This window comes from Streptomyces sp. NPDC058086 (assembly GCF_042885015.1).
GTDB lineage: Bacteria > Actinomycetota > Actinomycetes > Streptomycetales > Streptomycetaceae > Streptomyces.
Genome location: NZ_JBHVST010000116.1, coordinates 18,965 through 32,321 on the forward strand (window position 1 = coordinate 18,965; position 13,357 = coordinate 32,321).

Sequence of the window (13,357 nt, forward strand, 5' to 3'; positions counted from 1 at the left end):
ATAGATGGCAAGTGACATCCATCTGAGGAGAGTGATTCCGTGGGCCGCGTGTCCCAGGCGCAAGCGCAGGAGAACCGGCAGCGCGTCGTAGCCACCGCCTCCCGGATGTTCCGCGAGAAAGGCACCGCGGTCAGCGTGGCCGACCTGATGAAGGCCGCCGGGCTCACCCATGGCGGGTTCTACAAGCAGTTCGCCTCCAAGGAGGACCTGGTCGACGAGGCCATCGTCCACGCCTTCGAGGATCCGACGGCACACTCGCCGGTGGCGGTCGAGGAGCACGCCGGGGACCACGAGGCCGCCCGCCGGATGCTGATCGAGAACTACCTCTCGATCTGGCACCGCGATCACGCCGGGGACGGCTGCCCCGTGTCCGGATTCGCCGCCGACCTGGGGCGCGACCCCGACCAGGCCGCCCGCGCCCAGCAGGTCTACATCAACGGGGTACGCAACCGCGCCGCTCGACTGGCCACCGGCGACGACGACGGCATGGCCCAGCTCTGCACCATGGTCGGGGCCCTCGTCCTCGCCCGCGCCACCCGGGGCAACCCGATCTCCGAAGAACTGCTGCAGGCCGCGCGCACGGCTCTCACCGAGAACGGCACCGGGCAGTCCGAACCGCAGCAACGCACGGATTGACCGGGAGCCGGTGGGTCCTGACGGCAGAAGATGACGGCAACGGAGCCGTACGCATGGAGGCCTCGGCGGTAGCAGGGGGACTGCCTTGAGCCCTCGCAGTAGCAATGCGGCAGCGCGCACGCAGCTCTGAATAGCCTCCTGAAGAGATGGACACCAGCATCCAGATCAGCCCGACGGGCAAGAAGCTGCTGCCCTTGACGGTCAAGAACGCCGGCCCCGCGCCGGCGTCGAGTGGTCACGCCCACTGAGGTGAGCGAGGCACTCGATCGGGTGCTGGGTGCGCTTGCGGGGGCGAGTGAGGACGAGGTGGCGGCCGTGCTTGCTGCGGTGGGCGCTTCGCCCCCTCGCCCGTCGGCGCCGCCGGCGTCCTCTGGGACGCCCCTGCCGGGTCCTGGCAGTGCCTCGCACATCGTCTCCGAGGTGGAGTGGATCTGAGGGCTCGTTCCAGGCTTGTGCGAGACTGTGCGGCCTTTGAGCCCCTCCCTGTCTGGGAGGGGCTCTCGGCGTGGTGGTCGGCCGCACGACGACGGCACATGTGCGGAACGCGGTGGGTCAGGCCGGGGTGTCGGCGTCCTGCATGGAGGCCGCGAACGCCTCGGGGCCCTGCTCCGCCGCCGCCGAGTCCATCCACATGACCTGCCAGCCGTGGCCGTCGAGGTCGAAGAAGCTGCGTGAGTACATGAAGCCGTAGTCCTCGGCGTCATCTGCCTTGGAGCCGCCCGCCGCGAGCGCAGCGGCGCTGACCGTATCGACCTCATCGCGGGACGACACGCTGAAGCAGTACAACGCCAGCGTGTGCGTGGTGGGATCGGCCATCGGCAGTTTCGCGAACTCCGCGAACTTCTCGCGGCTGAGCAGCATGACGAAGGCGTGCTCGCCGACCAGCATGCAGGCGGCGGTCTCGTCGGTGAACTTCGGATTGAAGCTGAACCCGAGCTTGGCGAAGAACGCCTTGCTGCGCTCGAGGTCCGCTACGGGGATGTTCACGAACAGCATGCGGCCGGGGTGTGCGGGATTGGTCATGGTGGAGCTCCAGTCGGTGGCTCGATGGCGTACGTCCTGGTAGACCGGCGCAGCCGGCGGAACTCATCGGTGGATCACGGCCAGGTCGCAGTCGCGGCGTTGATCAAGTCCACAGCCGCAGCTAAGAGACCCGGCCCTTCATCTCTTCGGCTCCTGGCAGAGGTGGCCCGCCCGTCGACTCACGTGCCGTGCCCATGCGTGTTCTTGCCCGGCCGGGACCTTGCCCGTCGCGTGCCCGTTCCAGCGGGACGCAGCGGGCGGTGCGATGCGGCCTGTGCCGTGTCCGTGCAGGCACTTCCGCCTCCTGCGTATCACCCTCACCAAGGATTTCGGGCCGCTCTTCTCCTCGTCCGCGCAACCGACACCGGGCAGTACCCGCTCGCCGTCTGATCGATCGGGTGATCGAGGCCCTGGCGGAGCCCAGAGGCGCCTCGGACATCCACTCGGTGGTGGTGGACTTCCACTCAGTGGTGGAGCGGGTTTGAGTCCGGTACGGGTCATTCTGCTGTCCCTGCGCTGTTGCGGAGGGGAGTGGCCCGGCGTTGGAATCAAGTGTGAGGCACTTTGGCGGCGCCGAGCCTGTCGACCGCCCCGCTCCCGGGACGGGGTCCGGCCGGAAAGGGCTCAAGAACGACGCCCTGGGCATGTTCTCCTCGGTGGCCATGGGCCTGGCCTCCGCCGGCCCGGCGTACAGCCTGGCCGCCACGCTGGGCATCATCGTGGCCGGGGTCGGACTGCAGGCCCCGATCGTCACCATGCTGGCGTTCATCCCGATGCTGCTGGTCGCGTACGCGTTCCGGGAGCTCAACGCGAGCAACGCCGACTGCGGGACGACCTTCTCCTGGGCCACCCGTGCCTTCGGACCGCGCACCGGCTGGATGGGCGGCTGGGGCCTCATCGTCGCCAACGTCATCGTCATGGCGAGCCTCGCCGAGATCGCCGCCGCCTATGGCTTCCGGTTGGTGGGCCTGGACGGACTGGCGGAGAGCCGGCTGTGGACCACCGTGGCGGGCATCGCCTGGATCGCCTTGCTGACCGTGGTCTGCTATGTCGGCATCGAGTTCTCGGCGGCTGTCCAGCGCTGGCTGCTGTGCCTGGAAGTGGTGATGCTGGTCCTGTTCGCCGTCGCCGCACTGGTCAAGGTCTACACCGACCCTCCCTCGACGGCGATCCACGTTTCCGCCTCCTGGTTCAACCCGTTCGAGGTGCCCTCGGCAACAGCGCTGACCTCGGGCATCCTCGCGGGGGTCTTCATCTACTGGGGCTGGGACACCGCGTTCACGGTCAACGAGGAAACCGTCGACAGCAGGTGCGTCCCCGGGCGCGCCGCGGTCATGTCCACCGTGCTGCTCCTGATCATCTACGGGCTGGTGTCCACGTCGGCGCAGGCGTTCGCGGGAGTCGGCACCTCGGGCATCGGGCTCGGAAACACGCACAACTCGAACGACGTGTTCTCCGGACTGGGCAAGGCGGTATTCGGGGGCGACGACACGGGGCTGCTCCTGTCGAGACTGCTGATCCTGATGGTGCTGACCTCGGCGTTGGCCTCCGCCGAGACCACCATCCTGCCCCTGGCCAGGACCGTCTTCTCCATGGCGGTCCACAAGGCCGTCCCTGCCCGGTTCGCCCGGGTCCACCGCAGGTTTCTCACCCCGACCTGGGGAACCGTCGGCATGGGCGTGGTGTCGATCGCCGTGCTGATCCTGCTGACGTTGTTCAGCCATAACGTCCTGGCCGACTCGATCGACTCGGTCGGTCTCGCGATCGCGTTCCAGTACGGACTGACCGGCTTCGCCTGCGTCTGGTACCACCGCAAGGTCCTCACCCGCAGTGCCAGAGACCTGGTCTTCAAGGGTGTGTTGCCGGGGCTCGGCGGGCTGATCATGCTCGCGTTGTTCCTCTACGCCACCTTCGTCGTCTATGCGGACCCCGGATACGGCATGACCAGCGTCGACCTGCCGCTGATCGGGAGGACGGGCGGGGTCACCGTCCTGGGCCTGGGCGCCCTGCTGCTCGGTGTCCTGCTGATGCCGCTGGTCACCCGTGGCCATGCCGTGGCCCTCAAACTCCAGCGGAGCCTGCTTCCGGGCCGCCTGGCGCCGCACGCCGCCGTTGATGCGGTGAGCCGCTACCTGCCCGCCGACAACGGGTCCGGGGTGGGCGGCGACTGGTACGACGTCATCCCCCTGTCGGGCACCCGGGTCGGCCTGGTCGTCGGGGACGTGCTCGGTCACGGCCTGCGCGCCGCGGCCACCATGGGCCGCTTGCGCACGGGTGTGCGCGTGCTGGCCCGGCTGGACCTGAGCCCGGACGAGCTCCTGTCCCGCCTGGACGACCTGGTCGAGCAGACGGCGCACGAGAGCGGGGCCGGCCAAGGCCCGGGCAGCCTGAGGTCGCGGGCCGACGAGGCCCTGGGCGTGACCTGCCTGTACGCGGTGTACGACCCCCTCTCGGGGAAGTGCAGTCTGGCGCGGGCCGGGGAGTCGGTGCTGTTGGTCGTCGAGCCGCACACGGGTGTCGTCGACCAACCGGAGCTGCCCCCCGGACCGCCGCTGGGAGTCGGTGGCCTGCCCTACCAGAGCACGGATCTGGAGCTCCCGCCGGGCAGTCTCGTCGCCCTCTTCACGGGCGGCCTCCTCCAGGCGGCCGACAGCCGTGACGCCGGGCTCGCGCAGCTGTCCCAGCTCCTCGCCGACGGCCGAGCGTCCCTGAAAGAGCTGTGCGACCGGGCGGTGACCAATCTGCTGCCCGGAGCCGTGGACGAGGACGCGACGCTGCTCATCGCCCGCACACACCTGCTCGACCGGAACCAGTTCACCCAGTGGGAGCTGCCCCCGGACCCGGCGGCCGTGGCCACCATCCGCACCGCCGTCAGCAAGCAGCTCCGCGACTGGGGGCTGGACGACCTGACATTCGCCAGCGAGCTCATCGTCAGCGAACTGGTCACCAACGCCATCCGCTATGTCGGCGGCCCGATCCAGGTACGCCTGATCCGCGACCGGAACCTGATCTGCGAAGTCTCCGACACCGGCCACACCACGCCCAATCTGCGGCACGCCGCGAACGACGACGAGGGAGGCAGGGGTCTGTTCATCATCGCCCAGATGACCCACCACTGGGGCACGCGCTACACACCCACCGGCAAGACGATCTGGACCGAGCAGGACCTGCCGCCGGCGGACGGCCAGTAGCACCGCCCGAGGTCCGAACAGGCTGCGTCGGCGCAGGTCGGTCACAGACGCCGCCAGGTCGATCACCGGGCGGCCGTAACGGAAAGGACAAGATCGCGCGTGGGGTGATCAACTTGCCTACCCTGCCTGGAATGGGCGGGATAGATGTGGCCAACGGAGTGGTGGGTGCCGTACTCGGGATGCTGTGTGCGGTGCTGTTCCAGCAACCCTTGCAGGACGGCTGGTTCAGGCTGCGTACTCGCTCCACCCGCGCGGTGCGCGGCCTGCGGCAGCGGGAGGAGTCCAGTCCCGCGTGGAGGACCTTCTCCATAGGCCCTCTGCACACGTCCGCCCTGATCGTCGAAGGGGACGGCGAGTCGTCCATACCCGCCGAAGCCGTCCATGTCCAAGTGCTCGACGCGGAGATCGAGCTGCCCTCCGACATGGACGGGTGGCGGGCCGAGATCGAGGGGGAGAGCGAGCGTTTGCGGGCGGAGGGGCGGACTCCGTTGTGGAACGGCCCCCGCTACGCGGTCGAGTCGCTCGACGTCTCGCGCACCGCTCTCGAAGAGCAGCCCGTGGTCCACCTGAGGCTCCGCCCGACGGACTACTACACCTTTCTCGCCGCTCAGCAGCTCGACCGCCGACTGGCCGACGGGACAACCCCTCGTTCCCGGTATCTCACACCGGACGATCCGCTGCGGGCACCCGCGTTTCTGCAGTGCAGCTTCGCTGTGAATGTGGCGGTGGTGACCAGCGACGAGCTGCTGGTCGTCAGTCAGCGCAGTGACCGGGTCCGTATGGCTCCGGGTGTCTGGAACTCCTCTGTCAACGAAGGCATGTCACGGCACATCGACTCGTCCGGCAGGAACGCCCCCGACGTGCATGCGGTGGCCCGGCGCGGCATGCGGGAGGAGCTGTCCCTCGAACCCCACGAGTACGCACTCGAGTTGCTCGCCTTTGTGCTGGACGTCGACAAGCGCCACTGGAGCGCCCACTTCTACGCCAGGCTGAAGGACTTGACCCGAGAAGGCCTGCAGGCGCGTATGAGCCGAGGGGTCGCGGATCGATGGGAGCATCAGACCATCGACTACGTGCCTTTCCGTCCTGCGGCAGTGGTCAAGTACATGCTGCGCGCGGATCGGATCCACCGCTGGGCCCCTCTTGCGCCCGCCCTGTTCCATCTCGCCCTGGTCCATGTCCACAGCCGCACCCCGGTCGAGAGGGCGGAGGCGCAGACCGTTCGGCGTATGTAGTACCCGGGGCCGCACAGGGACCCCGGGTACCTCGTCCTACGTACTGATGGCGAACTACGTGGTGACGGCGAACTACGCGGTGATCGCGGACTACTTGCTGACGGCGAAGCGCATCAGGGCGTGCTCGTCACCCTGCTTGATCTTCCCCGTCACATTGATGACCTCGAGCTTCCAGCTGCCGTCGACACGAACGGCCTTGGCCACGGCGCACCCGTTGTCCTGGGTGAGCAGGCTCGGCCAGATGTCGGCGACCTGCTGAGTGGTGCCGCCGGTCGCGTCGTACACCTTGAAGCTGATGTTGCGGGCCTTCTGGAAGGAGCTGCCCTTCTTGAAGGCGGCGGCGATGAACACGATCGTCGTGATGTTGGACGGTATCCGGGCGAACTCGACCGTCAACGTCTCGTCGTCGCCCTCCCCGCGCCCGGTCTGGTTGTCACCGCTGTGGACCAGGGAACCGTTGCCCATGGGGTCGAGCGAGTCGAGGCCCGCCAGGCGCACCGGGTCCATGCCCTGCATCGCGATGGCGATCAGGTCCAGGTCGGTGCCGGTCTTGCGGCGGAGTGCGCCCATCACTCCACCGCTGCTGCCCGCGGTGGGATCCCAGGACACTCCGATGGACAGATGGGTGACTCCGTCCAGATCCGCCGGGCCGTCTTCTTTGGTGAGCGTAATCATGCGTGGATCATCCTCTTGGAGACGGGACTGCGACAGGCAAAGTGTGCATGGAGTTCCTGGTGTTCCCTCGGCAGGGGTCCCTTCATAAGCGGACAAGGGGACACACAGAGGGAGTTGGCGAACCACTACCAGGCCCAGGGCGGTTGGGGGCTCGGTGCGGGCGTGCACGTGTGTGTCCACCGGTCGGCCGACGCACGGTGGACCGGGCGGAACGGCGCGACCGCCGGGAGCTTCGACGGGAGCGCAACCGGCCTCAGGGGCGTGCATCCAGATGGTGCCCTGACGCGTCTACATCGGTATGGATCTGGAAAAGTCGCCTGCTGAGCGACCCGCAGTACCGGCCGAGGGGTGCCTGACGGTCGCGATCCGCCTGCCCGTGCGGATCGTCGTCCTCGTGCTCGTCGTGCCGGTGCGCATGCTGTGGGACGCCCTGGTGGTCGGCGGAAGGTTTCTGCGGGACACCGTGCTGCGCCCCGCGGGGCGGGTGCTCCAGTGGGTGGCGTGGGCGGTGTTCGTCTGGCCGTGGGTGACGCTGTGGCGGTACGTCGTGGTGCCGGCCGGAAAGGCGCTGGCGTGGCTCGGGTACGTGCTGCTCGTCGTGCCCACCGTGTGGCTGTACGAGACGGTGCTCACACCGGTCGGACACGCGATCGCCTGGGTGGCGCGGGGCGTGGGCGCCGGGCTCATGTGGGTCCTCCGCGGTGTCGGTGCGGGGTTCGCCTGGGTTCTCCGTGGCATCGGCGCCGTACTCGCCCGGGTGCTGACGCCCGTCGGGCGGGCCGTCGCCTGGCTGCTCAGGGGCCTCGGGGCCGGGTTCGGGGCGGTCGCGTTCGGGGTGTACCAGGTCGTGGCCTGGCTGGTCCGTCATCTGATCGTCGTACCGGCGCTGTGGCTGTACGAGTGGATCCTCGCCCCCGTCGGACGGGCGATCGCGTGGGCGGCGCGCGGAGCCGGGTGGCTCGTACGGATGATCTTCACCGGGATCGGCGCCGCGCTCTACTGGACCCTGCGCGTCGTGCTCGTGCTGCCCGCGCTCGCCCTGTGGCGCTGGGTGCTCGTGCCGGTCGGACGGGTCCTCGCCGTCGTCGCGCGGGAGGTCTGGGACGCACTTGGGCACGCCTGGCGGGTGGCCGGACACCTCTCGCTCGCCGTCGGCCGGTTCCTCGGACGACTCTTCCGGTGGATCTTCGTGGAGCCCGTGCGCTGGGTGTACCGCAGCGTGCTGACGCCGGTCGGACACGTCGTCCGGGACACGGTACTGCGGCCCGCCGCCGAGGCCGCGCGCGGCGTGGGCAGGGTGACCCGGCAGGCCCTGGCCACCGCCCGCGAGTCGGCACGGCAGACCCGCGCCGACATCCGCCGCATGCTCTTCGGCACGCCCCGGGAGCCCGAGCGGGTGCCCCTGGCGAAGCACCGGCGGGAACCGGGAGCCGCCGCGACACGTACTCTAGGTAGCAGTACGACCGCTCTCACGAAGGACTGAACGACACTGGGCAAGCGACAGCCCGAAGGCCCGCCGCCCGCACCCGCGGTGCAGCGCATCCGACTGCGCTACACCAAGCGCGGCCGCCTCCGGTTCACCAGCCACCGTGACTTCCAGCGCGCCTTCGAGCGTGCGTTGCGCCGTGCCGAGGTGCCGATGGCGTACTCGGCGGGGTTCACGCCGCATCCGAAGGTGTCGTACGCCAATGCCGCACCCACCGGCACAGGCAGCGAGGCGGAGTACCTGGAGATCGCGCTCACCCAGACGCGTGACCCTCAGAAGCTGCGTGAGCTCCTCGACGAGTCGATGCCCGTGGGGCTCGACATCATCGAGGCGGTCGAGGCCCGCACGTCGGGTCTCGCCGACCGGCTCACCGCGTCCGTGTGGGAGCTGCGCCTCGACGGCGTGGCGCCCGAGGACGCGGAGCGCGCGGTCGACGCCTTCAAGTCGGCCGACACGGTGGAAGTCCAGCGCAGGACCAAGAACGGGATGCGCACCTTCGACGCCCGCGGTGCCGTGGCGAGCCTCGAGGCGCACAGTCCGCAGGCCGATAGGCCGACCGACCAGCCCTGTGCGATACTGCGCCTGGTTGTTCGGCACGTGACGCCTGCCGTACGACCCGACGACGTCCTGTCCGGTCTTCGCGCCGTGGCCGACCTGGCGCCGCCGGTCGCCGCAGCGGTGACCAGGCTGGCGCAGGGGCTGTTCGATGAAGAGACCGGCACGGTGACCGACCCGCTCGCGCCCGACCGCGAGGCAGTCATGGCCGCCCCAGCCGATCGCACAGGGGCCGCCGAAACTGCCGCCGCGAAGGCGTCGGCGTAAGGAAGGTCCCGCGTAAGGACGGACGTCGTAGCGCCGCCCTCGGATCCGGGAGCCACCTGGGTCGGGCAGCGCACCGACCAGAAGACTTTCGCCAGGCCGTAAGCACACATGGCGTACGGAACCGGCGAGACAGGACACAGAGAGCTCCCGTGCGGCGCCCGCGCCCCGGACGGCGGCACCGCGCATCGCGCGAGCCGCGGACGTCACCGGCACTGCCGGACCAGGCGCGGCGCCCGGGAGCCTGACGGGAGATCCACCCGCATGCTCGAGCCGACCGAACCCACCGAGGGTTCCGACAACAACAACACTCCGAGCGACACCCTGCCGCCGCGGCGCCGCCGCCGTGCGGCGTCGCGTCCGGCCGGCCCGCCCACGGGCGCGGCCGAGTCCCAGTCCGTGGCCGAGACCACGGCTCCGGCCATACCGCCGGTGGCATCGGCCGAGGCCGTGGCCGCCGCCGAGGCCCCCGAGGTCCTCAAGACCGAAGAAACCCAAGAGACCGAAGAGACGGTGGAGGAGGCGGTGGCTCAGGCCGCTGCCGCCGAGCCGGTCGAGCCCGCCGAGGACGCCGCTCCGCGCCGTACGCGTCGTCGCGCCACCCGCCGGGTGTCCGCGCCCGCCGGTGCGCCGGGGACGGCCGAGGCGGCCCCGGCCGCGGAGACCACCGTGGTGCCCGCGACCACGCCCGCCGAGGTCGAGGCCGAGGCCCAGGTCGAAGAGGCCCCCGCCGTCGAGGAGGAGGCGGCGCCCGCCGCCCGTCCGCGTCGGCGTGCGACCCGTCGCGCCTCCGCGCCGACCGGTGCGCCCAAGGCGGCCGAGACCGCTCAGACCCCCGAGGCTCCTGAGGTCACTGAGACCCCTGAGGCCGTCAGGGAGCCCGTCGCGGCCCAGGTCGAAGAGGCCCCCGCCGCAGAGGAAGCCGCACCCCGCCGCACCACCCGTCGTCGCGCCACCCGGCGTGTCTCCGCGCCCGCCGGTGCGCCCGAGGGCGACGCCGCCGACGAGCGTGTGGAGGCGCCCGTGACCAGCGAGACCAGCCCCAGCGAGAGCAAGCCCGCCGCCGAGGCCGAGACCAAGCCCGCGGCCGAGACCAAGCCCGAGGCCGAGGCCGAGAGCACCGAGGACGGCGCCCCGCGCCGCACCCGCCGCCGTGCCACGCGCAAGGCCGCTGTCGGTTTCTCCGCCCCCGCGCCGAAGGAGGCCGAGTCCGCGCGACGGCCCGCGCGTCCGGCCGTCGCCGTGTTCCAGGCGCCCGTTTTCACCGAGCCGATGTTCCAGACGCCGGAGCGGGCCGCCGCCGCGGCTGCCGCCGAGGCGGCGGAAGTGGCCGCCGAGACCGCCGAGGCCCCCGCGGCCGAAGAGGTCGTCGAGGCACCCGTGGCCGTCGAGGAGGAGACCGGCGGTCGCCGTCGCCGTCGCCGCCGGACCGTCGAGGAGGCGCCCGCGGCCCCGGTCGCGGAGCCCGTCGACGAGGTGGAGGAGACCGACGAGTCCGCCGAGGACGTCGAGGACGGCGTCGAGGACGACGAGTCCGAGGAGGAGTCCGCGGGCTCGCGCCGCCGTCGCCGTCGTGGTGGCCGTCGTCGTCGCCGTGGCGAGTCCGCCGAGGCGGACGGTGAGGCCGGTGACGACGAGTACGCCGCCGAGCAGGCCGCGCAGGACGCCGAGGACACCGCCGAGCAGGCCGAGGAGGACGCCGAGGAGGCGGACGAGCGCGACGAGCCGGGCGGTTCCGGCTCCAGCAGCAGCCGTCGTCGCCGTCGCCGTCGCCGTCGCGCCGGTGACTCCGGCCCCGAGGCCGAGCCCGGCGAGAACGACCCCGAGCGCACGGTCGTCAAGGTCCGCGAGCCGCGCGGCAAGAAGGACGAGCACCCGTCCGACGAGGTGCAGTCCATCAAGGGCTCGACCCGCCTCGAAGCCAAGAAGCAGCGCCGTCGTGAAGGGCGCGAACAGGGCCGCCGCCGCGTTCCGATCATCACCGAGGCCGAGTTCCTGGCCCGCCGTGAGGCCGTAGAGCGCGTGATGGTCGTCCGCCAGAGCGGCGAGCGCACCCAGATCGGCGTCCTCGAGGACAACGTGCTCGTCGAGCACTACGTCAACAAGGAGCAGTCGACCTCGTACGTCGGCAACGTCTACCTGGGCAAGGTCCAGAACGTGCTGCCGTCGATGGAGGCCGCCTTCATCGACATCGGCAAGGGCCGCAACGCCGTGCTCTACGCCGGTGAGGTCAACTTCGAGGCGCTCGGCATGGCCAACGGGCCGCGCCGCATCGAGAGCGCGCTGAAGTCCGGCCAGTCGGTCCTCGTGCAGGTCACCAAGGACCCGATCGGCCACAAGGGCGCCCGCCTCACCAGCCAGGTCTCCCTGCCCGGCCGCTACCTGGTCTACGTGCCCGAGGGCTCGATGACCGGCATCAGCCGCAAGCTGCCCGACACCGAGCGCGCGCGCCTGAAGACCATCCTCAAGAAGATCGTCCCCGAGGACGCGGGCGTCATCGTGCGCACCGCCGCCGAGGGCGCGAGCGAGGACGAGCTGAGCCGCGACGTCGAGCGACTGCAGGCGCAGTGGGAGGACATCCAGAAGAAGGCGAAGAGCGGCGGCAGCACGAACGCGCCGTCCCTGTTGTACGGCGAGCCGGACATGACCGTCCGTGTCGTCCGCGACATCTTCAACGAGGACTTCACCAAGGTCATCGTCAGCGGCGACGAGGCGTGGGAGACCATCCACGGGTACGTGTCCCACGTCGCGCCCGACCTGGCCGACCGCCTCTCGAAGTGGACCTCCGAGGTCGACGTCTTCGCGACGTACCGCATCGACGAGCAGCTGATGAAGGCCCTGGACCGCAAGGTCTGGCTGCCCAGCGGTGGTTCGCTGGTGATCGACAAGACCGAGGCCATGGTCGTGGTCGACGTCAACACCGGTAAGTTCACCGGTCAGGGCGGCAACCTCGAAGAGACCGTGACCAGGAACAACCTGGAGGCGGCCGAGGAGATCGTGCGCCAGCTGCGGCTGCGCGACCTGGGCGGCATCGTCGTCATCGACTTCATCGACATGGTCCTGGAGTCCAACCGGGACCTGGTGCTGCGGCGCCTCCTGGAGTGCCTGGGACGCGACCGTACGAAGCACCAGGTCGCCGAGGTCACCTCGCTGGGCCTGGTCCAGATGACGCGCAAGCGCGTCGGCCAGGGCCTCCTGGAGTCCTTCTCCGAGACCTGCGTCCACTGCAACGGCCGTGGCGTGATCGTGCACATGGAGCAGCCGACCTCGGTCGGAGGCGGCGGCAAGCGCAAGAAGCGCGGCCGTGGTGGTGCCGAGCAGCCCGACCACGAGCTCGAGCACACGCACGAGATCGCGGAGGAGCCGGAGACGGTCGAGAGCGAGGCCGAGGTGGCCGCCGAGGTCGCCGCGCCCGTCGCTCTGGTCGAGCAGGAGTTCCAGCCGGACGAGGAGCTGTACAGCAGCGCCGCCGAGGCGGAGGCCGCGGCTTCCCGTGGCGGTCGTTCGCGGCGCCGGGCGACCCGGCGCGTGTCGGCTCCGGCGGGTGCGCCGAAGGCCGAGGAGCGTGCTCCCCGGGGCCGCCGTGAGGAGCGGGTCGAGCGGACCGAGCGGGCTCTGACGTCCCGCGAGGCCGCCGAGTCCGAGCCGGTCGCGGTCGAGGACCCGGTCGTCGAGGCGCCGGTCGCCGAGGCTCCCGAGGTCACGCCGGCTCCTGAGGCGGCTCCGGCCCCCGTGGTCGCCGTACCGGAGGACGAGGCCGCTCCCAAGGGCCGTACGCGTCGTCGTGCCACCCGCAAGGTGTCGGCTCCGGCCGGTTCCCCGAAGGCGACGGAAGAGACCGTGGTGACGGTGACGGTCACGGAGCCGGTCGCGGCGCCCGTGCCCGAGGCCGCCGCCGAGGTCGTCGAGCCGCAGCCCGAGGCGCCCGCCGAGAGCGCCGCGCCGGCCCGCCCGCGTCGCCGTGCCGTCCGCAAGGCCACCGCGCCCACCGCGTCCGAGGAGGCGGCCGTCGTGGTCGTCCCGTCGGCCTCGGCGGAGCCGGCCGAGGCCCCTGAGGCGCCCGAGACGGCGCCCGAGACGGCGGCCGAGTCCGACATCGAGGCCGCGGCCCCGGCCAAGAAGGCGGCCGCCCGCAAGACGGCCAAGAAGGCGACGGCGAAGAAGGCCGCCACCAAGAAGACCGCTGCCAAGAAGACGGTCGCCAAGAAGGTCACGGCCAAGAAGGCGACCGCGAAGAAGACGGCCGCCAAGACCACCGCGAAGAAGACCGCGGCGGCCGAGCAGCAGGACCG

At 70.7% G+C, this 13,357-nt stretch carries 9 protein-coding genes; 6 read left to right on the forward strand and 3 right to left on the reverse strand.

The genetic code is table 11. The annotated features are described in order from the left end of the window. Nucleotides 1-39 precede the first annotated feature (39 nt). A complete protein-coding gene (locus ACFVWD_RS48530; protein ID WP_389604818.1) occupies nucleotides 40-636 on the forward strand; it encodes a TetR/AcrR family transcriptional regulator in 597 nt (198 codons plus the stop codon). A gap of 552 nt (nucleotides 637-1,188) precedes the next feature. Here the strand turns inward: ACFVWD_RS48530 and ACFVWD_RS48535 are convergent. After that, nucleotides 1,189-1,659 (reverse strand): VOC family protein, encoded by a 471-nt coding sequence (locus tag ACFVWD_RS48535; protein WP_385386405.1) that lies wholly within the window; start codon nucleotides 1,657-1,659, stop codon nucleotides 1,189-1,191. Between the two features lie 554 nt (nucleotides 1,660-2,213). Here ACFVWD_RS48535 and ACFVWD_RS48540 point away from each other — a divergent pair. After that, a complete protein-coding gene (locus ACFVWD_RS48540; protein ID WP_389604819.1) occupies nucleotides 2,214-4,850 on the forward strand; it encodes an amino acid permease in 2,637 nt (878 codons plus the stop codon). Nucleotides 4,851-4,981: 131 nt separating this feature from the next. Continuing rightward, complete coding sequence (locus tag ACFVWD_RS48545; RefSeq protein ID WP_389604820.1) at nucleotides 4,982-6,085, forward strand: hypothetical protein; 1,104 nt, start codon at nucleotides 4,982-4,984, stop codon at nucleotides 6,083-6,085. 90 nt (nucleotides 6,086-6,175) lie between these two features. Here ACFVWD_RS48545 and ACFVWD_RS48550 read toward each other — a convergent pair whose 3' ends face one another. Further along, nucleotides 6,176-6,760, reverse strand: coding sequence for a TerD family protein (locus ACFVWD_RS48550; RefSeq protein WP_385386414.1), 585 nt, complete (start codon nucleotides 6,758-6,760; stop codon nucleotides 6,176-6,178). Nucleotides 6,761-7,058: 298 nt separating this feature from the next. Here ACFVWD_RS48550 and ACFVWD_RS48555 point away from each other — a divergent pair, with 298 nt between their 5' ends. Next, entirely contained in the window at nucleotides 7,059-8,243 is a 1,185-nt protein-coding gene (locus tag ACFVWD_RS48555) for a hypothetical protein (protein WP_389604822.1), read from the forward strand. A gap of 48 nt (nucleotides 8,244-8,291) precedes the next feature. Beyond that, nucleotides 8,292-9,068 carry a TIGR03936 family radical SAM-associated protein gene (locus tag ACFVWD_RS48560; RefSeq protein ID WP_054231926.1) on the forward strand — a complete coding sequence of 259 codons (777 nt, stop codon included), beginning with the start codon at nucleotides 8,292-8,294 and terminating at the stop codon, nucleotides 9,066-9,068. A gap of 527 nt (nucleotides 9,069-9,595) precedes the next feature. Here ACFVWD_RS48560 and ACFVWD_RS48565 read toward each other — a convergent pair. Further along, entirely contained in the window at nucleotides 9,596-9,877 is a 282-nt protein-coding gene (locus ACFVWD_RS48565; RefSeq protein WP_389604824.1) for a hypothetical protein, read from the reverse strand. A 1,213-nt stretch (nucleotides 9,878-11,090) separates the two neighbouring features. Between ACFVWD_RS48565 and ACFVWD_RS48570 the strand changes: the two genes are divergently transcribed. Further along, on the forward strand, nucleotides 11,091-13,357 hold a 2,267-nt coding region (locus tag ACFVWD_RS48570), incomplete at its 3' end, for an Rne/Rng family ribonuclease (protein WP_389604828.1).

Bases quoted from the DNA above. Each gene is read 5' to 3' on its own strand.
- ACFVWD_RS48535 (WP_385386405.1), bottom strand. From the start codon at position 1,659: ATGACCAATCCCGCACACCCCGGCCGCATGCTGTTCGTGAACATCCCC.
- ACFVWD_RS48545 (WP_389604820.1), top strand. From the start codon at position 4,982: ATGGGCGGGATAGATGTGGCCAACGGAGTGGTGGGTGCCGTACTCGGG.
- ACFVWD_RS48550 (WP_385386414.1), bottom strand. From the start codon at position 6,760: ATGATTACGCTCACCAAAGAAGACGGCCCGGCGGATCTGGACGGAGTC.
- ACFVWD_RS48555 (WP_389604822.1), top strand. From the start codon at position 7,059: ATGGATCTGGAAAAGTCGCCTGCTGAGCGACCCGCAGTACCGGCCGAG.